Below are 18,261 nucleotides of genomic sequence, written 5' to 3'. Positions count from 1 at the left end.
CATGAGCACCCATAACGAGTACGACTACATCATCATCGGCGCCGGTTCGGCCGGCAACGTGCTGGCCACCCGCCTCACCGAAGATGCCGATGTCAGCGTGCTTCTGCTGGAAGCCGGTGGCCCGGACTACCGGCTCGATTTCCGTACCCAGATGCCCGCCGCACTGGCCTTCCCGCTGCAGGGCAAGCGCTACAACTGGGCGTACAAGACCGATCCCGAGCCCTTCATGAACAACCGCCGGATGGATTGCGGTCGTGGCAAGGGCCTGGGCGGTTCGTCGCTGATCAACGGCATGTGCTACATCCGCGGCAACGCGATGGACTACGACAACTGGGCCGGCATGCCGGGCCTGGAAGACTGGACCTACCTGGATTGCCTGCCGTACTTCCGCAAGGCCGAAACCCGTGACATCGGCCCGAACGACTACCACGGCGGCGACGGCCCGCTGCGCGTCACCACGCCCAAGGCCGGCAACAACGAACTGTTCGCGGCGATGGTCGAGGCCGGCGTGCAGGCCGGTTATCCGCGCACCGACGACCTCAACGGCTACCAGCAGGAAGGCTTCGGCCCGATGGACCGCACCGTCACGCCGAAGGGACGCCGCTCCAGCACCGCCCGTGGCTACCTGGATCTGGCCAAGCCGCGCCCGAACCTGACCATCGTCACCCACGCGCTGACCGACCGCATCCTGTTCTCGGGCAAGCGCGCAGTGGGCGTGCAGTGGCTGCACAACGACCAGCCGCAGCGCGCCACCGCGCGCCGCGAAGTGCTGCTGTGTGGTGGTGCCATCGCCTCGCCGCAGATCCTGCAGCGCTCCGGCGTCGGCCCGGCCGACCTGCTGCGCAGCCTGGACATCGACCTGGTGCACCACCTGCCCGGCGTCGGCGCCAACCTGCAGGACCATCTTGAGATGTACCTGCAGTACGAGTGCAAGAAGCCGGTCTCGCTGGCCCCGGCACTGAAGCTGTACAACCAGCCGGCGATCGGCGCCGAATGGCTGTTCCTGGGCACCGGCATTGGCGCCAGCAACCAGTTCGAAGCCGGCGGTTTCATCCGCAGCGATGCCGAATTCGACTGGCCCAACCTGCAGTATCACTTCCTGCCGGTGGCGATCAACTACAACGGCTCCAACCCGATCAAGGCGCACAGCTTCCAGATGCATGTCGGCTCGATGCGCTCGCCCAGCCGTGGCCGCATCCACGTGCGCTCGAAGGATCCGCGCGAAGATCCCAGCATCCTGTTCAACTACATGTCGCACGACCAGGACTGGCGCGAGTTCCGCTCGGCAATCCGGATCACCCGCGAGATCTTCGCGCAGCCGGCGCTGGCACCGTACAGCGGCCGCGAGATTTCGCCGGGCAGCGCGCTGCAGACCGACGCGCAGATCGATGCGTTCGTGCGCGAGCATGCCGAGACCGCCTACCACCCGTCGTGCTCGAACAAGATGGGCCACGCCGATGATCCGATGGCGGTGGTTGACGGCCAGGGCCGCGTGCACGGCCTGGAAGCCCTGCGCATCGTCGATGCCTCGATCATGCCGCAGGTGGTCACCGGCAACCTCAACGCACCGACCATCATGATCGCCGAGAAGCTGGCCGATGTGATCCGTGGCCGCGCGCCGCTGCCGCGCAGCACGGCTTCGTACTACAAGGCCAACGGCGCGCCGGTGCGCAACAAGAGCTGAGTCTCCGGCCATCGGAATCATCCGCCGGGCATGGCCCGGCGCTACCAGCCGGGCTTTGCCTTCGGTCGACGGGCATGGCCCGGCACTACGAGGCGAGCTTTGCCTTCGGTAGCGCCGGGCCATGCCCGGCGGCTTTTGGCGCATACGGCCGCGGAGTGTCCACCCTCTTCGCGTTTTCCCTACGGGACGGTATGCTGCGGAGAGCGGTTCTGGCGGATACTGTCCGCGCCGCACCCATCATTACGATTCCTGGAGGGGGAATATGAGTCTGGATCGTCCCTGGCTGCAGAGCTATCCGAAAGGCGTTCCCGCCGAAATCGACGTCAACGAGTTCCATTCGGTAGTTTCGGTCTTCGACGCCTCCGTCGCGAAGTACCGCGACCGACCGGCCTACTCCAGTTTCGGCAAGACCCTCACCTACGGTGAGACCGACGCCCTGGTCGAACAGTTCGCCGCTTACCTGCTGGGCGAGCTGAAGCTCAAGAAGGGCGACCGCGTCGCCCTGATGATGCCCAACTGCCTGCAATACCCGATCGCCACCTTCGGCGTGCTGCGTGCCGGCCTGACCGTGGTCAACGTCAACCCGCTGTACACCGCGCGCGAGCTGAAGCATCAGCTGGTCGACGCCGGCGTGACCGCGCTGGTGGTGGTGGACAACTTCGGCGATACCGTCGAACAGGTCATCGCCGATACCCAGGTCAAGCAGGTCATCACCACCGGCCTGGGCGACCTGCTCGGCGCCAAGGGCACGATCGTCAACTTCGTGCTCAAGTACATCAAGAAGATGGTGCCCAACTACCACCTGAAGGGCGCGATCCGCTTCAAGCAGGCGCTCAAGCTGGGCAGCCGCCACACCCTGCCGAAGGTCGAGATCGACCATGACGACGTGGCGTTCCTGCAGTACACCGGCGGCACCACCGGTGTCGCCAAGGGCGCGATGCTGACCAACCGCAACCTGATCGCCAACATGCAGCAGGCCTCGGCCTGGATCAGCGCATCGGGCATCGAGATGGGCAAGGAATGGATCATCACCGCCCTGCCGCTGTACCACATCTTTGCGTTGACGGCGAACGGCCTGGTCTTCATGAAGTTCGGTGGCTGCAACCACCTGATCACCAACCCGCGTGACATGAAGGGCTTCGTCAAGGAGCTCAAGTCGGTGCGCTTCACTGCGATCACCGGCGTCAACACGCTGTTCAACGGCCTGCTCAACACCCCCGGCTTCGACACCGTCGATTTCTCCTCGCTGAAGGTGACCCTGGGTGGCGGCATGGCCGTGCAGCGTGCGGTCGCCGAGCGCTGGAAGAAGACCACCGGCGTCACCCTCGTCGAGGCCTACGGCCTGACCGAGACCTCGCCGGCGGCCTGCATCAACCCGCTTACCCTGGCCGAGTACAACGGTTCGATCGGCCTGCCGATTCCGTCCACCGATGCCTGCATCAAGGACGACAACGGCAACATCCTGGCGCTGGGCGAAGTGGGCGAGCTGTGCATCCGCGGCCCGCAGGTGATGAAGGGCTACTGGCAGCGCCCGGAGGAAACCGCCAAGGCCATCGACGCCGACGACTGGCTGCACACCGGCGACATGGCGAAGATGGACGAGCACGGCTTCTTCTACATCGTCGACCGCAAGAAGGACATGATCCTGGTGTCCGGCTTCAACGTGTACCCCAATGAAGTCGAAGACGTGATCGCGATGATGCCGGGCGTGCTGGAAGTGGCCGCGGTCGGCGTACCGGACGAGAAGTCCGGCGAGGTGGTCAAGGTGGTCATCGTCAAGAAGGACCCGAACCTGACCGCCGAGATGGTCAAGGAGCACGCGCGGGCCAACCTGACCGGCTACAAGCACCCCAGAATCGTTGAATTCCGAAAAGAGCTGCCGAAGACCAACGTCGGCAAGATCCTGCGTCGCGAACTCCGCGATACGCCCGCCCCGTAAGGGTTTCGGGAAAGTTGAACGCGCTCAGGCCCGGGTCGGCAACGACCCGGGCCTTTTCGCATGCGCGGGCCCGGGGCCGGTGTAGCATCGCCGCGTGAGTGGACCGTTCGGCCCGCCGGCCACCACCTTGATCTGCGGGCCGCACCGCCGAGGACCCTTCCATGAGTACCATCGAAAAGCTGCCCAGCAGCGGCTCGCCCTATGCCACCATCCGCACCCAGGACAGCGCCGACGGCGCCGCACACTGGCTGTTCATGCACGCCGATGCCTCCACCGGCGTGCGTCCCTGCTGCCGCAAGGACATGCTGGACGAGATGTGGAGCTACATGAGCGCCATCACCCGCGGGCCGGCGCAGCGCCACAGCGGCCAGCTGCGCCATTTCGTGCTGGCCTCCGACGCCGCCGCCTACAACCTGGGCGGCGACCTGGACCTGTTCACCCGCCTGATCCGCGAAGGCAACCGCGACCTGCTGCTGACCTACGCCCAACGCTGCGTGGAGGGCGTTCACCACCTGCACACCGGCTTCGGCGGCGACGTCCGCTCGATCGCCCTGATCCAGGGCGATGCGCTGGGCGGTGGCCTGGAAATGGCCCTGGCCTGCCACACCATCGTGGCCGAGGAAGGGTGCGGCATGGGCCTGCCCGAAGTGCTGTTCGGCCTGTTCCCGGGCATGGGCGCCTACTCGTTCCTGTGCCGCCGGGTGGCGCCGCAGCTGGCCGAGAAGATCATCCTCGATGGCCGTATCTACAGCGCCGAGGAGATGCACGCGATGGGCGTGGTCGACGTGCTGGTCAGGAAAGGTGAAGGCCGCGGCGCGGTCGAAGAGATGATCCGCCAGCAGCAGCGCCTGCCGCAGTCGTACCTGGCAATGAACGCCGCGCGCAACCTGGCACAGGCGGTCAGCTATGACGAACTGCTGGAAATCACCAAGGTCTGGGTCGATTCGGCACTGGCCCTGGGCGATCGTTCGCTGCGCACCATGGACCGTTTGATCAAAGCGCAGACCCGACGCGCCAATCTGGATGTGGCCTGATACGTTCCCCTCCCCCGCAGGGTTCAAGCCCGGCTGGCCACCGGGCTTTTTTTATGCGGCGCGCAGTCATCGAAAGCCCGCCGCGCAGGCCTGGCAGGCCTGGCTCTACCGCTCGCCGTCGTCGGCCACGCCGCGTGCCTTGCGTTCGGCGCGCGCATCCAGCGCCTGCCGGCCTTCCTTGATGGCCCCCTGCAGCACCGCAAGACGCTGCCGCCATTCGGCCTTGAGTTGCCAGTCGGCCATCCGCATCAACTCACCGGCGCGGTTGGACGCGCGCACCAGGCCCAGATTGCTGGCCACGCCCTTGATCGCATGCGACTGCTCGCGGAAAGCACCCCAGCGTGCCGCTTCACCATCACCTTCGGCCTTGCGCAGGCACGACTCGGCATCGTCCAGGCACTGGCGGATGAACTCGCGCTCGAAACCCTCGCCCATTCCCAGCGACGCCAGCTCATCAAGCACGCCGGTATCGAGCACGCCATCGAGGTTGGTGACGGTGCGCACGATCGGCGGCGCACTGGCCTTGAGCTGAGCGTTGTTGGCAATCTCGGCCAGGGTGTCCAGCAGTCGCACGGCCACCACGGGCTTGGCCAGGAACGCATGTGCACCGGCCTGGGTACAGCGCTGGATGGCTTCGGGAGTGACGTCGGCGCTGAGCACCAGCACCGGCGTGCGCGGGCCGCCGCCGGCCTGCATCACCCGCAGCTCCTTCAGCATGTCCAGGCCACTCATGCCCGGCATGTGCAGGTCGACGATGGCCGCATCGAACTCGCTTTCAGCCAGTGCATCGAGCACCGCCTCGCCACCATCGACGCACAGCACCTTGTGCCCGGCCTTCTGCAGCAGCCGCTGCAGCACCATGCGGTTGGCCTCGTGGTCGTCGGCGACCAGGATCTGCATGCTGCGCACGCGCGCGCGATGGCGCAGGAACGGATCGGCGAAGGCGATGACGTTGCCGCCGGCACCGGTTTCGTCGCCAGCAGCAAGGGTCGGTACCGCGCCCGGCACCACCGGCTGCGGCGGCGCGAACGGCAGCTCCACCCAGAAGTGGCTGCCCTGCGGCGGGTTGTCCAGGTAACCGATCTCGCCGTCCATCGCTTCGACCAGCCCCTTGGCGATGGTCGTGCCCAGGCCGGTACCTTCATGGCGGCGGGCCATGCTGACGTCGGCCTGCTCGAAGGCCTCGAACAGACGCGGACGCATCGCCGGTGCAACGCCGATGCCGGTGTCGAGAATGTCAAAGCGCAGCCGCACCCCACCCTGGGTGTCGGCGTGGACAACGCTGACGCGGATCTCGACCCGGCCGTGATCGGTGAACTTGACCGCGTTGCCGGCCAGGTTGAGCAGGATCTGCCGCAGATGCCCGACGTCGCCGCGCAGGGTCGGCGGCACGGTCTCGGCCACCTTCACCCGGTAGTCCAGGCGCTTGGCCTTGGCCTGCGGCAACAGGATCAGGCCGATCGCCTGCATCACTTCGGAAAGAACGAAATCCTCGGCGACCACGCGCAGCTTGCCGGCCTCGATCGCCGAGATGTCCAGCACTTCCTCGACCAGCGCCAGCAGGCTGCGCGATGACGCCTGGATGGTACTCACGCACTCACGCTGCTCGTCATCCAGGCGCGTGGTCGCCAACACTTCTGTCATGCCATTCAATCCATTGAGTGGGGTACGAAACTCGTGGCTCATGTTGGCCAGGAATCGACTCTTGGCTTCGCTGGCGCGCCGCGCCTCGGCCATCGCTTCGGTCAACTGCCGCAGCAGCGTGGAAAAATACAGGGGAACCGCCGCCAGGCCAAGCCACAGGCCGATGGCCAGGCGTGCGTTCTGTTGCCAATAGGGGGTCGACAGCGCGGTACTGCCGAAGCTGACCATCGCCATCGCCACGGCCACATACAGGTAGTGGTTGCCGAAGCGCATGCCGTTGCCCACCGTCACCCACATCACCACGATGTAGACCCACGACAGCGGCTCGCCCATCTGGATCATGCCGGCGGCGATCAGGCCGTAGTCGGCCAGCATGCCCAGTACGCGGCGCGGATCGGAACGCTGCGGCCGCCACAGCAGCCAGCCAAACAACAGCAGCGACAGACTCAGCCCCGTCAACACGATCGCCAGCACACCGACATACTGGGTGTGCGGTAGATCGTGCCGCGCCGAAGGCAGCAGCACGTAAGCCAGGATCAGGCTGATCAGGACGATGCGGACGATCTGCTGCCCGTGCTCGCTGTCCTGCCGCTGGGACAGGCGCAACCGCAATCGCGACAGCAGGCGTTTCACGCGCCCAGTCCCGGCCGTGCAGAGGCGGTGGAGTGCTCGGCGCAGATCTGTTCCAGCTGCTCACGACCGCGCAGCAACGCGTCCACGCAACGCGGATCGAACAGGCGCCCGCGCTGGGCATACAGGTAGGCCATGGTGGCTTCCATCGTCCACGCTTCCTTGTAGGGGCGCGGCGAGATCAGCGCATCGAACACGTCGGCCACGGCGACGATGCGTGCCTCCAGCGGAATCGCATCGCCGACCAGGCCATCGGGATAACCACTGCCGTCGTAGCGCTCATGGTGACGCAGCGCGATCAATGCACCGACCTGGATGAAGCGGTTCTGGCTGCCGCTGAGCAGTTCATGGCCAATGCGTGGATGCCGTCGCATGATCGCCAGCTCCTCATCATTGAGCTTGCCCTGCTTGAGCAGCACCGCATCGGGAATGGCGATCTTGCCCATGTCGTGCAGCGGCGCGGCCATCTCGATCAGCTTGACGTCGTCTTCCGGCAGGCCCAGCTGTTCGGCGATAAGGCCAGCCACACGCGCCATGCGCTCAAGGTAGGCACTGGTGCCGGCATCACGGAACTCGATCGCACGCGCCAGCCGCGAAAGCGTCTCGCGCTCGCGCTCCTCCACCTCGTGCATGCTGGCCAGCAGCCGCTGCTCCAGCGACAGCGCACGCTGCTTCACGTTCTCGGTCTGCTGGCGCAGCTGCAACAGGTTGTAGCAGCGTGCGCGCAGTTCGCGCGGGCGGATCGGCTTGACCAGGAAATCGATCACGCCGGCTTCCAGTGCTGCCTGGCGGATCGGCTCATCACCCACCACGGTGATCAGGATCACCGGAATATCGCGATGTTTGGGCAGCCGGCGGAAGCGGCGGGCGAATTCAAGCCCGTCCATCTCCGGCATGCGGTAATCGAGAAGCAGCAGGTCGACCGGGTACGATTCGCACCATGCCAACGCCGTCAACGGATCGCCGAAGTCATGCACGCTCAGTTCCGGCGCGATGTCCTCGATGACGTGACGGAGCATCGTCCGCGCGGATGTCTGGTCATCGACGATGACGATGTTCAAGGCGTTCTCTGCCTGCTTTCTCGACCATGCTGAAAGGTCAGCGGGCGAGGATACCCCGCCGCTGTGCACGCTGGCACCCTGCATCGGCTCGACTCCCGTCACAAGCTCCCCGATTCATGATCGTCGTCACAATGTGAAGCGGATTCTCCACATGGCGGCCTCCCCTGACGCCATCAAGCCATAGCCGGTGTCAAGGTTGTGCAATAACGATACGCCGAGTGCGGGATGCGTCAATGGCGCCGTCTCAAACCGAGACGACGCGCACAAACGGACGCCGAAAACGCCGGTTACTGCTCCGGACGCATGTACGGGAACAGCAGCACGTCGCGGATCGAGCTGCTGCCGGTCAGCAGCATCACCAGGCGATCGACGCCGATGCCAAGGCCGCCGGTCGGCGCCATTCCGTACTCCAGCGCACGGATGTAGTCGGCGTCGTAATGCATGGCCTCGTCGTCGCCGCCTTCCTTCGCCGCCACCTGCGCCTGGAAGCGCTGGGCCTGGTCTTCCGGGTCGTTCAGCTCGGAGAAGCCGTTGGCCAGCTCCTTGCCGTTGACGAACAGTTCGAAGCGGTCGGTATAGCCGGGATCGTTGTCGTTGGCGCGGGCCAGCGGCGAGACCTCCACCGGGTGATCGGTGATGAAGGTCGGCTGGATCAGGGTGTGCTCGACGGTGGCTTCGAAGATCTCCAGCAGCAGCTTGCCCCAGCCGTAGGACGGCTTGACGCGGATCTTCAGGCGCTCGCAATGGCGCAGCAGCGCGTCACGGTCGGTGCAGTCGGCCGCGGAGATTTCCGGGTTGTGGTGGCGCACCGCCTCGTCCATGCGCCAGCGGCGGAACGCCGGGCCCAGGTCGATGTTGGCGCCGTCCCACTCGACCACGGTGGTGCCGTTCACCGACTGTGCCACGTCACGGATCACGCCTTCGGTCAGGTCCATGATCTCGTTGTACGTGGCATAGGCCTCGTACAGCTCCATCATGGTGAATTCCGGGTTGTGGCGGGTGCTGACGCCTTCGTTGCGGAAGTTGCGGTTGATTTCGTAGACGCGTTCCAGGCCACCGACGGTCAGGCGCTTGAGGTACAGCTCCGGCGCAACGCGCAGGTACAGGTCAAGGTCCAGCGCGTTGTGGTGGGTGGTGAACGGCTTGGCCGCCGCGCCGCCGGGGATGTAATGCATCATCGGCGTTTCGACTTCGAGGAAGTCGCGGTTGTCCAGCCATGCACGCATCGCACGGATGATCTTCGAGCGCTTGATGAAGACCGCGCGCGACTCCGGCGTCACGATCAGGTCGACGTAACGCTGGCGATAACGCTGTTCGACGTCGGCCAGGCCATGCCACTTGTCCGGCAGCGGGCGCAGCGACTTGGTCAGCAGACGGATCGATTCGGCCTTGACCGACAGCTCGCCGGTCTTGGTGCGGGTCAGGCCACCTTCGACAGCGATGATGTCGCCCACGTCCCAGCCCTTGAAGGCGGTGTAGGCATCACCCAGCACGCTGCCCTGCAGGAACAGCTGGATGCGGCCCGATTCGTCCTGGATCTGGGCGAAGCTGGCCTTGCCCATGACCCGCTTGGCCATCAGGCGACCGGCCATCTTCACCTGGCGGCCGTTGCCTTCCAGGGTTTCGGCGGTCCACTGCTCCGCATCGGCGAATTCTTCCTGCAGGCTGCCGGCGAAGTCCTCGCGACGGAAGTCGTTCGGATACGCGATCCCCTGCCCGCGCAGCGCTTTGAGTTTCTCACGGCGCTCGGCGATCAACTTGTTTTCGTCGACGGGGGGGGTATCGGTAGCTTCGCTCATGGATCTGCGGGAATCGTGTAGTGAGGGGGAGTGTTGCGCCCGGCGCAGCCGGTTGCCCAGCATACCAAAAGCGCCCCGCCCCGGCCTCGGGCCGCCCCTGCTCCGGTAGCCGCCAACCTTGGTTGGCGCTCACCGTGTCGACCAAGGTCGACACCTACCAGGCTCCCAGGAACGCCTGCCGCAGTCGATCAACCTCGATCCACGCCCTGGTAGCCGCCAACCTTGGTTGGCGCCCTACCGCGCCGGGCATGGGGAGGCATCCACGCATGGTCTGGATCTACTGTGTCGACCAAGGTCGACACCTACCGGGCTCGGGGGCGACGCCTACGGGGCTCCGGGGGGCGACACCTACCCGTTTCCCGGGAATGCCTGCCGCAGCTCATCCACCAGCACCCGCTGGTTCTCCGAATAGTCCACCGGCACCGACACCAGATGCACGCCGCCCGCGGTGAAGGCCGCTTCCAGGGTCGGAATGAACTGCTCGATCGCCGTCACCTCGTGCCCCTGGCAGCCATAGGCCTCGGCGTATTTGACGAAATCCGGATTGCCGAAGGTCATGCCGTAGTCGGCGAAACCATCCACCGCCTGCTTCCAGCGGATCATTCCGTAGGCGCCGTCGTTGAGGATCAGCACTACCAGGTTCAGGCCCAGCCGCCGCGCGGTCTCCAGCTCCTGGCTGTTCATCATGAAACCGCCATCGCCACACACCGCCAGCACGCGGCGCTGCGGGTACAGGATCGAGGCCATGATCGCTGACGGCAGCCCTGCGCCCATCGTTGCCAATGCGTTGTCCAGCAGCAGCGTATTGGCCACCTGGGTACGGTAGTTGCGCGCGAACCAGATCTTGTACATGCCATTGTCCAGCGCCACGATGCCGTCCGGCGGCATCACCTGGCGCACGTCATGCACCAGCCGCTGCGGCGTGAAACCGGCCTCTTCGGCGCGATCGGCGATGTGCTCCAGGATCGTCGCGCGCAGCGGCAGCAGTGCAGCGGCGTTGTCCACCCTGCCCTCGATACGGTCGGCCAGCAGGGTCAGCGAGCGGCCGATATCGCCGATCACCTCCACCTGCGGGAAGTACACCTGCTCCACCGCGGCCTGCGAATAGCCGATGTGGATGACCGTGCGGCCACCCGGGCGCATCACGAAGGGCGGCTTCTCCGTCACCTCGTGGCCAATGGTCACGATCACGTCGGCCTGATCGATGGCCATGTGCACGTAGTCGCGCTCGCTCAGTGCCGCCGTGCCCATGTACAGGCCCGAGCCACCGGCCACCGCGCCCTTGCCCATCTGCGTGGTGACGAACGGGATGCCGGCCCGCAGTACGAAGGCCGACAGCGCTTCGCTGGACTGCGGTCGCGACGCCGCCGAGGCGATCACCAGCAGCGGCCGCTTGGCCTCGCGGATGATCTGCGCCGCACGGTCCAGCGCCTCGGGACTGGCGATCGGCCGATCGACCGGGTGTGGCGGGATCAGTGCAACGTCCTCGACCTCCATCGCCGCGATGTCCTCGGGCAGTTCCAGCAGCACCGGCCCGGGGCGCTCTTCCAGCGCCGTGCGGAAGGCCTCGCGGACGATGGTGGGGATGGTGCGCGCCGAAACGATCTGCCGCGCCGACTTGGTCAGCGGCTTCATCGTGCTGACGATATCCACGATCTGGAAGCGCGCCTGCTTGCTGGCCACGATGCCCTTCTGCCCGGTGATCATGATCACCGGCCACGCGCCGAGCAGTGCATACGCGGCACCGGTGGTGAAGTTCAGTGCACCCGGGCCGAGCGTGGCCAGGCACACGCCGGGCTTGCCGGTCAGGCGGCCGTAGGTGGCGGCCATGAACACGGCAGCCTGTTCGTGGCGGGTGATGACCAGCTCGATGCTGGAGTGGCGAAGCGACTCGACGACATCGAGGTTCTCTTCACCGGGAATGCCAAAAATGCGCTCGACGCCCTCGTTTTCGAGTGCGGCGACGAGCAGATCGGAACCCTTGGACATGGAATGACGTCCTTCTCGCAGTGCGTGATGATGGAACGTTGCAGGGATGCTGACAGGAACGGTGGATGGCCCGCGTCAACGGCGGTCGAACCACACCGTCTGCGCGTTGACGAACTCGCGGATGCCGAAGTGCGACAGCTCGCGGCCGAAGCCGCTCTTCTTCACTCCGCCGATCGGCACGCGTGGATCGGAGGCAGAGAAACCGTTGACGAACACGCCACCGGTCTGCAGCCGGCGCGCCAGCTGCATCGCGCGGGCGTGGTCGCCGGTCCATAGATTGCCGCTCAGGCCGAACTCGCTCTGGTTGGCCAGTTCCACCGCATGGTCGGCGTCGCGCGCGCGGCTGATCGACGCCACCGGCCCGAAGGTCTCGGTGTCGAAGGCCTGAATGCCCGGCTCGACGCCCGCCAGCACGGTGGGTGCATAGAAACTGCCGGGGCGATCGAGCTGCTTGCCGCCCACGAGCAACTGCGCACCGGCCTCGACCGACGCACGCACCTGTGCATCAAGCTGTTCAAGCAGGTCCTGCCGGGCCATCGGTCCGATCCGGTTGCCGGCCTCGCGGCCATCGCCCACGGTCAGCGCCTGCACGCGCTCGCAGAACAACGCCACGAAACGCTCATACACGGCGTCTTCGACGATGATGCGCTTGCCGGCAATGCACACCTGCCCGGTGTTCTGGAAGCGCGAGGCAACAGCCGCATCGACCGCTGCCTCCAGGTCGGCGTCGGCCAGCACGATGAATGGATCCGAGCCACCCAGCTCCAGCACCACCTTCTTCAGCGCCTGCCCGGCCTGCGCGGCGATGCTGCGCCCCGCGGCGACGCTGCCGGTCAGGGTCACGGCAGCGATGCGGTCATCGGCGATGGCGGCACTGGTTCCCTCGCGGCTGATGTTGGCGGCAATGAAGGTGCCGTCGGGCAGGCCCGCGTCGCGCCACGCAGCGGCGAGCAGCCCGGCGGTGCCGACGATGTTCTCGGCCGGCTTCAGCAGGAAGCCGTTGCCGCCCATGAGGATCGGCACGGCCGCGCGCATTACCTGCCAGTACGGGAAATTCCACGGCATGATGCCGAGCACAACGCCCAGCGGCAGGTACGAGACATAGGCCTTGTTGTCGGCCACCGCGGTCGGCTCATCGCGCAGGAACGCCGCACCGTTGTCGGCGTACCAGTCACACAGCACCGCGCACTTCTCGATCTCGGCCAGCGACTCGGCGTGGACCTTGCCCATTTCGGCAGTGGCCATCGCGGCCAGCGGTTCACGGTCGCGGCGCAGCACGGCAGCCATCGCACGCAGCACGCTCGCGCGTTGTTCCAGTGACTGCGCGCTCCAGGCTGCAAAACCGGCCTGGCCGCGGTCGAGGATGGCTTCCAGCTCAACGTCGGTGGCGAAGGGGTGGCTGGCGATCTGCTGGCCGGTCGCCGGATCGCGGGAAATGGCAGCGGGGGCTGCGGGGGAAGCGGACATGCAGGTCTCCTGTTGTCTCGACAACGGGCGGCTGCCCGTTTCCTGACAACGAATGTGGACCCGATCGATGGCAGCAACAAGGCGTCTGCGTATCCTGTGACCTGTACTTACCTGCCTGAATGGGGTGGTTTCCCGGCAGGGCTGCGCCCGGGTACGCGCCATCGCATGCGCGCTGCCGCTCCCACGCTTCGCTACGCGAACCGCGGGCCCCACTTACCAGCCCCCATACCCCCGCCGCTTCGCGGCCGCCCCCTGACTCAGGGGGCTCTTCTCCAGACCCAACCCGGCGCCTCCAGTAGATCCACGCCATGCGTGGATGAATTTCCATCGAGATCGACTATCTCGAATTGAAACCGAAAAGCATCCACGCATGGCGTGCATCAACGTGTCGACCAAGGTCGACACCTACCAACAGCCGCGGAGATCTGTCAGAGGTGGGGCGGCGTCGGAGTGCGGGGTGTCCGCGGCATGGATGCCGCGGCCAAGCCGCCATGGATGGGTTCACGGCGTCCCCGCACTCCGACACCGCCCCGCCACCCCACGGAAAGCCCGCTGTTGCTGTTGCTGTTGCTGTTGAGGTTGCCGGCCAGCGGCCGGCACTACAGCAGGTGCAGGGCTGCAAGCCCTGCCGACCAACCTACCTTCGCGGCAGGTAGGTCACCAGTGACAGGTCATGCCGGCTCTCCGGCACCAGCGCCACGTACTGCAGGTCCAGCAGCCCGCGCGTGGGATGGTTCAGCTTCTTCGCACCTTCGTCGAAACGACGCACATCGTGCTCCGGCCACCACTGGCGGAACTGCTCGCTGTGCGCACCGATGTCCTCGGCCAGTGCCAGGAACGGCGCCTTGTCCGGCGCCTGCGCCATCGCCGCGCGGAAGCTGGCCAGCAGCCCGCGGGTCATTTCTTCCCAGTTGAGGATCAACGTGCGGTACGGCGGATACAGGAACATCAGCCGCAGCGTGTTGCGTTCGTGCGGCGCCAGCTGACCGTAATCAACAAACAGATCGGCGATGGCCGGGTTCCAGGCCAGGATGTCGAATCGGGTATTGCGCACGTAGGCCGGGATCGGCTGCATCGCCTCCACCAGCTGGCGCAGGCCGTCGGTCACCGTCTCGTCGGGCGATTCCAGCGGCACGCCATAGCCGGACAGCGCGAACGCGTAGGCGCGCTCGTCGTCGCTCAATCGCAGTACCTGCGCCAGGCGCTCCAGCACTTCGGGCGAGGCGCGCACTTCGCGGCCCTGCTCGATCCAGGTGTACCAGCTGACACTGACCCCGATCGCCAGTGCGACTTCCTCGCGCTTCAGGCCCGGCGTGCGTCGGCGGCCGGCTGGCAGCCCCAGCGTTGCTGGGTCGACCCGCGCACGGCAGGCCTTGAGAAAGCCTCCCAGTTCCTTGCGTTCGGCTTCACTGCGCATCATCGCCCTGCCCTGCAGGTTTCAACGGCGTTGCGGGACGCCGAAGACGTCCCGCAACGCAGGGCCCGGGCAGCGGACGGTACCGCTGTCGCCGGGCACGCATCAGGCATCGATGCGCTTGGAGCCGACCGCCAGGCCGGCCTTCAGGCTGGCCTCGACGAACTCGTCCAGGTCACCGTCGAGCACCTTCTGCGTATCCGAACGCTCGATGCCGGTGCGCAGGTCCTTGATACGGCTCTGGTCGAGCACGTAATTGCGGATCTGGCTGCCCCAGCCGATATCGGACTTGGTGGCTTCCACCGCATCACGCTCGGCGTTGCGCTTCTGGATCTCCAGCTCGTAGAGCTTGGCGGCCAGCATCTTCATCGCGTTGTCGCGGTTCTGGTGCTGGCTGCGGCCGGTCTGGCAGGCCACGACCGTGTTGGTCGGGATGTGGGTGATACGCACCGCCGACTCGGTCTTGTTGACGTGCTGACCACCGGCACCGGACGAGCGGTACACGTCGGTACGCAGATCGGCCGGGTTGATGTCGATTTCGATGTTGTTGTCCACTTCCGGCGACACGAACACCGAGGTGAAGCTGGTATGGCGGCGGTTGTCCGAGTCGAACGGCGACTTGCGCACCAGGCGGTGCACGCCGGTCTCGGTCTTCAGCCAGCCATAGGCGTAGTCGCCTTCCACGCGCAGCGTGGCCGACTTGATGCCCGCGACGTCGCCACCGGACACTTCCATCAGCTCGGTCTTCCAGCCACGCGATTCACACCAGCGCAGGTACATGCGCAGCAGGATCTCGGCCCAGTCCTGGGCTTCGGTACCACCGGCACCAGCCTGGATGTCGACGAACGCCGGAGCGTTGTCCATCTGCCCGGAGAACATGCGCTGGAACTCCAGCTTCTCCACGTGCGCCTGGTGCTTGTCCAGGTCGGCCACCACGGCCAGCGCGGTGTCCTCGTCCTGCTCGGACTCGGCCAGCTCCAGCAGTTCGGTGGCGTCGCTCAGGCCTTCCAGCACCGCGGCGATGCCGCCCACGGTCTTTTCCAGGGTCGAGCGCTCGCGCCCCAGGTTCTGGGCGTACTCGGCGTTGTTCCAGACGTCGGGGCTTTCCAGCTCCCGCGTTACTTCCTCAAGACGCTCTTTCTTGGCGTCGTAGTCAAAGATACCCCCGGAGCGACAACACGCGATCGGTCAGATCGGCGATGCGCTGGCGGACAGGATTCAGTTCGATCATGTCGGCGGTTATGCATTCAAAAGATGACTGCAAATGATACCGCAGGCCGGGGTGAACCGGCGCAGAAGCCGGTCCCGCCCTGCCACGCCCCTACCCGCCCAAGGCCTGGCGCAGCAACGGCAGCTGGCGCCGGCTGCAGGGTACCTTGGCCCCATCGGCCATGTGCAGCAAGGCCTCGCCCCCATCCAGCGGCTCGATCGAGTGCAGCTGGTCACGGTTGACCAGCCAGCTGCGGTGGCTGCGCAGGAACAGGACCGGGTCCAGCCGCGCCTCCAGCACTGCCATGGTGATCCGCAGCGGGTAGTCATGCCCGCGCACCCGCAGGTTCACATAGTTGCCGGCGGCCTGGGCGTACTCGACGTCGGCCGTGGCCACCAGGAACTCCTTGCCCAGCTTGCGCACAAGGAAATGGTCGGGGCGATCGACCGGCTCGACCGGAGGCCCCTCGTCGGGTGCGGCCAGCAGGGTCGCTTCACCCTGGCGGCGGCGGCCGAACCAGGCCAGGGCATGGACTGCCGAGACCAGCAGCGCATAGGTCTGGATGTCCTTGAAGAACTCGTAGAACCATTGCGCCGGCCAGTCCCCAAAGGTGTAGTGGCTGCCAAGCACGGCGTGGCCGGCCTTGCGCAGCAGGACCATCGCACTCACATGCAGCAGCCACCACGCAACCGCGCCCAGCAGATACGGCACCAAGCGCTGTCGCCAGGTATCGGTGTGCAGCGGCCAGCGCGACGCGGCGCGGATCAGCACCGCCAGCAGCAGCAGCGACACCAGCGCACTGCTGAACTCGTCAATCGTGGCCGCCATCCATTGGGAGGGCAGTCCATCGCGCGCCGCCATCATGGCCTTGGCCAGCACATTGGCCGCCGCCGTCCCCAGGAACAGTACGACCCAGAACACGGCTGCCTGCCGCCCTTGCCTGCCGTTGCCCATCGATTCGCCACGCACGTCCGGGTCCTGCTGGTTGTACTCATCCATCACTGGATTATCGCCAACCACAGCCCCGCTGACGTACGCCATTCGTCCCCCCGCCCCGCCATTGGGCCCTGCAGGGCATCCAACCGCCCCTTGCTGCTGGCGACAGCCCACAAGGACTTCCACTCTGCGAGGACGCCAACACGGATACCGCCATGACCCGCCGCCACGACCTCGACACCCTGCGTATCGGTGCCTTCGGGCTGTTGATCCTCTACCACGTGGCCATGGCCTACGTGGCCGGATGGGACTTCCACCTCAAGAGCGTCCACACCGCGGAGTGGCTGCAATGGCCGATGATCGCGCTGAATCGTTGGCGCATGCCGCTGCTGTTTGCCATCTCCGGCATCGCGCTGGGCCTGTGCCTGCCCGCGCAGGGCCGGTGGCGATTCGCGCTGCGGCGCGGCGGGCGGCTGTTGTTGCCGCTGTTGTTCGGCATCGTCGCGGTCGTTTCGCTGCAGGCCTACTGTGAAGCGGTGGACAAGGGCGACGTCACGCCAGGGCTCGGTGCATTCCTGTGGCGCTACTGGCAGTTCCGGCCGTGGCCGGGAGCCAGCTTCACCGGTGCCGCCTATGGCTTCACCTGGAACCACCTGTGGTACCTGGCCTATCTGATCCCTTACACGCTGCTGGCGATCGTGTTGGCCAGCGTAGTGCGGCCGCTGCACCACCGCCTGCCGGGCCTGCCTGCGAGCGACCGCTGGGTGGCCACGCTGGGCCTGCTGCTGCCGGTGCTGTGGCTGGCGTGGGCACTGCTGGTGATCCTGCCCACCCACCCGCCAACCCATGCGCTGGTCGATGACCTGTACGTCCACGCCGAATCGCTGCCCCTGTTCCTCGGCGGCTTCCTCGCCGCGCGCTGGCACCGCGGCTGGGATCTGCTGGTGCGCGGCCGGCGGTTGACCCTGGTGCTGGCCGTTGTCGGGCTGACTGTCGAACTGGGCATCCGCGCGTTGGGGCGGATGCCCGACCTCGGCGATCTGCCGCAGTGGGTGCTGGCGCTGCCGTGGGCGCAGACCGAGCGCGTTGGCCGAGCGCTGTACACCTGGTGTTCCCTGCTGGCCCTCTTCGGATGGGCGCAGGTCCTGCTGGCGCGGCCATGGCGTGGCCTGGGCTACTGCCGCGAGGCGGTGTTCAGCTGGTACATCCTGCACCAGACCGTGCTGATCATGCTGTTGTACTGGTTGCGTCCCCTGCAGCTGGGCGCATGGCTCGAGCCGGCGCTGGTGATTGTCGGCACCGTCGCCGGCTGCCTGCTGATCCATGAACTGCTGGTACGCCGTGTGCGCGGGCTGCGGCCGCTGTTCGGGTTGCGTGCCGCACCGCTATCGTCGCCTGCAGTGCGCGTCGTGCCGGCACAATAAGGCCTGCGCCCCGTGGAACCGAGCGTAAGC

Annotated in this window: 12 protein-coding genes; 4 read left to right on the top strand and 8 right to left on the bottom strand. The window is 66.2% G+C overall.

Annotated features, from left to right (window positions below):
* Position 1: 1 nt before the first annotated feature.
* The 3 genes from betA to AC3WTC_RS05005 all read left to right on the top strand — a co-directional run bounded on the left by betA (position 2) and on the right by AC3WTC_RS05005 (position 4,657).
* Positions 2-1,684 carry a choline dehydrogenase gene (betA, locus tag AC3WTC_RS05015; protein ID WP_032975473.1) on the top strand — a complete coding sequence of 561 codons (1,683 nt, stop codon included), beginning with the start codon at positions 2-4 and terminating at the stop codon, positions 1,682-1,684.
* 262 nt (positions 1,685-1,946) lie between these two features.
* Complete coding sequence (locus AC3WTC_RS05010) at positions 1,947-3,623, top strand: long-chain fatty acid--CoA ligase (protein ID WP_025878948.1); 1,677 nt, start codon at positions 1,947-1,949, stop codon at positions 3,621-3,623.
* 161 nt (positions 3,624-3,784) lie between these two features.
* Positions 3,785-4,657 carry a crotonase/enoyl-CoA hydratase family protein gene (locus AC3WTC_RS05005; protein WP_025878947.1) on the top strand — a complete coding sequence of 291 codons (873 nt, stop codon included), beginning with the start codon at positions 3,785-3,787 and terminating at the stop codon, positions 4,655-4,657.
* A gap of 105 nt (positions 4,658-4,762) precedes the next feature.
* Here the strand turns inward: AC3WTC_RS05005 and AC3WTC_RS05000 are convergent, their stop codons facing one another.
* From AC3WTC_RS05000 to AC3WTC_RS04965, 8 genes are all read right to left on the bottom strand, one after another.
* Positions 4,763-6,934 (bottom strand): response regulator, encoded by a 2,172-nt coding sequence (locus tag AC3WTC_RS05000; RefSeq protein WP_032975476.1) that lies wholly within the window; start codon positions 6,932-6,934, stop codon positions 4,763-4,765.
* Entirely contained in the window at positions 6,931-8,076 is a 1,146-nt protein-coding gene (rpfG, locus tag AC3WTC_RS04995) for a cyclic di-GMP phosphodiesterase response regulator RpfG (protein ID WP_025878945.1), read from the bottom strand. The genes AC3WTC_RS05000 and rpfG overlap by 4 nt, the downstream gene beginning before the upstream one ends.
* 203 nt (positions 8,077-8,279) lie before the next feature.
* Positions 8,280-9,791 (bottom strand): lysine--tRNA ligase, encoded by a 1,512-nt coding sequence (lysS, locus tag AC3WTC_RS04990; RefSeq protein WP_025878944.1) that lies wholly within the window; start codon positions 9,789-9,791, stop codon positions 8,280-8,282.
* Positions 9,792-10,139: 348 nt separating this feature from the next.
* Positions 10,140-11,780, bottom strand: coding sequence for an acetolactate synthase large subunit (locus AC3WTC_RS04985; protein ID WP_025878943.1), 1,641 nt, complete (start codon positions 11,778-11,780; stop codon positions 10,140-10,142).
* A gap of 75 nt (positions 11,781-11,855) precedes the next feature.
* Positions 11,856-13,247: an NAD-dependent succinate-semialdehyde dehydrogenase gene (locus tag AC3WTC_RS04980; RefSeq protein WP_492710806.1), complete on the bottom strand. Its 1,392-nt coding sequence runs from the start codon at positions 13,245-13,247 to the stop codon at positions 11,856-11,858.
* 637 nt (positions 13,248-13,884) lie between these two features.
* Positions 13,885-14,667 (bottom strand): helix-turn-helix transcriptional regulator, encoded by a 783-nt coding sequence (locus tag AC3WTC_RS04975; protein WP_025874707.1) that lies wholly within the window; start codon positions 14,665-14,667, stop codon positions 13,885-13,887.
* A gap of 99 nt (positions 14,668-14,766) precedes the next feature.
* Positions 14,767-15,892, bottom strand: a protein-coding gene (prfB, locus tag AC3WTC_RS04970) for a peptide chain release factor 2 (protein WP_099783880.1) whose coding sequence is annotated in 2 segments (ribosomal slippage) — positions 14,767-15,816 and positions 15,818-15,892 — 1,125 coding nt in all. Because the reading frame shifts where the segments join, the coding sequence is not laid out codon by codon here.
* A 90-nt stretch (positions 15,893-15,982) separates the two neighbouring features.
* Complete coding sequence (locus AC3WTC_RS04965; protein ID WP_492710858.1) at positions 15,983-16,825, bottom strand: LytTR family DNA-binding domain-containing protein; 843 nt, start codon at positions 16,823-16,825, stop codon at positions 15,983-15,985.
* 197 nt (positions 16,826-17,022) lie between these two features.
* Between AC3WTC_RS04965 and AC3WTC_RS04960 the strand changes: the two genes are divergently transcribed.
* Entirely contained in the window at positions 17,023-18,231 is a 1,209-nt protein-coding gene (locus AC3WTC_RS04960) for an acyltransferase family protein (protein ID WP_492710803.1), read from the top strand.
* Positions 18,232-18,261 lie beyond the last annotated feature (30 nt).

This window comes from Stenotrophomonas sp. FW305-C-20-S1 (genome assembly GCF_058783335.1).
Note: the sequence above shows the minus strand (reverse complement) of the source record. Positions and strands in the feature narration are given on the sequence as shown.

What these genes read in the sequence shown, in the direction of transcription:
- betA (WP_032975473.1), top strand. Translation starts at nt 2, where the DNA reads ATGAGCACCCATAACGAGTACGACTACATCATCATCGGCGCCGGTTCG.
- AC3WTC_RS05010 (WP_025878948.1), top strand. Translation starts at nt 1,947, where the DNA reads ATGAGTCTGGATCGTCCCTGGCTGCAGAGCTATCCGAAAGGCGTTCCC.
- AC3WTC_RS05005 (WP_025878947.1), top strand. Translation starts at nt 3,785, where the DNA reads ATGAGTACCATCGAAAAGCTGCCCAGCAGCGGCTCGCCCTATGCCACC.
- rpfG (WP_025878945.1), bottom strand. Translation starts at nt 8,076, where the DNA reads ATGCAGGGTGCCAGCGTGCACAGCGGCGGGGTATCCTCGCCCGCTGAC.
- lysS (WP_025878944.1), bottom strand. Translation starts at nt 9,791, where the DNA reads ATGAGCGAAGCTACCGATACCCCCCCCGTCGACGAAAACAAGTTGATC.
- AC3WTC_RS04985 (WP_025878943.1), bottom strand. Translation starts at nt 11,780, where the DNA reads ATGTCCAAGGGTTCCGATCTGCTCGTCGCCGCACTCGAAAACGAGGGC.
- AC3WTC_RS04980 (WP_492710806.1), bottom strand. Translation starts at nt 13,247, where the DNA reads ATGTCCGCTTCCCCCGCAGCCCCCGCTGCCATTTCCCGCGATCCGGCG.
- AC3WTC_RS04975 (WP_025874707.1), bottom strand. Translation starts at nt 14,667, where the DNA reads ATGATGCGCAGTGAAGCCGAACGCAAGGAACTGGGAGGCTTTCTCAAG.
- AC3WTC_RS04965 (WP_492710858.1), bottom strand. Translation starts at nt 16,825, where the DNA reads ATGGGCAACGGCAGGCAAGGGCGGCAGGCAGCCGTGTTCTGGGTCGTA.
- AC3WTC_RS04960 (WP_492710803.1), top strand. Translation starts at nt 17,023, where the DNA reads ATGACCCGCCGCCACGACCTCGACACCCTGCGTATCGGTGCCTTCGGG.